Below are 1,074 nucleotides of genomic sequence, written 5' to 3'. Positions count from 1 at the left end.
TCAATGATGCCATCAAACTTATGGCGCAGAAAAACCTCTCCGTTCCTTTTGGCATGGAGTGTAAAGATGAATACGGTGACGTGGCGCGTGAGCTGGAGAAGACCCGTAAACAGTTACATGATGTGATTAAAACTCAGATTAATGCCTCCGATGAGCTCTCTGGATTGACCGAAGTGATGACGCTGAGCATGTCAGAAACTAAAGAGTCGGCGCAAGAAGAGTTCAACGAGATTGACCAACTGGCGACGGCCATGAGTGAGATGTCATCGACCGTACAAACGGTGGCTGATCATGCTCAAACGGCTTCTTCTTTGACGGAACAGGCGGCCACGCAAGCCGTAACGGGTCAACAGTTCTTGCAAAGCACAGTGGCGAAAATGAGCGAGCTATCTTCAGATATTGCGTCTTCTGCACAAGCCGTAAACCAAGTCGAAGAGCGTGTGGAGTCGATTGGTAGCGTAGTGGGTACGATTCAAGGCATCTCTGAGCAAACTAACTTGCCTGCTTTGAATGCGGCGATTGAAGCGGCGCGTGCTGGTGAAGCAGGGCGTGGTTTTGCTGTGGTGGCGGACGAAGTTCGTAACCTTGCGCAGCGCACGCAACAAGCGACGGTGGAAATTCAAGAAATGATCACTCAGCTACAGGCCAGCGCGACTTCTGCGGTTGATTTGATGGAGAAAAGTGTTGTCGAAGCTGCTGAAGGCGTGGAACTGGTTTCTAACGCGGGTAGTGAGCTTGATGGCATCGTTGCTCAAGTAACACAAATCAACGACATGAACTTCCAAATTGCCACCGCTTCAGGACAACAAAGCAGTGTAGCGGAAGAAATGAGCCAGAACTTAACGAACGTTCGTGAGCTGGTTGAAGCATCGGTCGTGGTGGTCACAGAGTTACTGGAAACCTCTGAAATGATGCAAAGTAATGCCGAAGAGCTAGATAAGAAGATTAAGTCATTTAGCGTATAAAGCGAATTGGATTTGATAAAACGCCCACAAACCTTTTGTGGGCGTTTTTATTTGCTTTAAGTCTGGTATAAAGAATGAATCACCGTGCTTTTCACCAAAGGAAGAAACA

The 1,074-nt window shown here is 48.0% G+C and carries 1 protein-coding gene; it reads left to right on the top strand.

What is annotated here, in order from left to right; genetic code table 11:
• Window positions 1-965: methyl-accepting chemotaxis protein (locus R7D93_RS25990; RefSeq protein ID WP_318129645.1), on the top strand; the 965-nt coding region annotated here is incomplete at its 5' end.
• Window positions 966-1,074 lie beyond the last annotated feature (109 nt).

The organism is Vibrio sp. YT-15 (genome assembly GCF_033337445.1).
Taxonomy (GTDB): Bacteria; Pseudomonadota; Gammaproteobacteria; order Enterobacterales; family Vibrionaceae; genus Vibrio; species Vibrio alginolyticus.
This window is presented reverse-complemented; position numbering and strand designations above follow the sequence as displayed.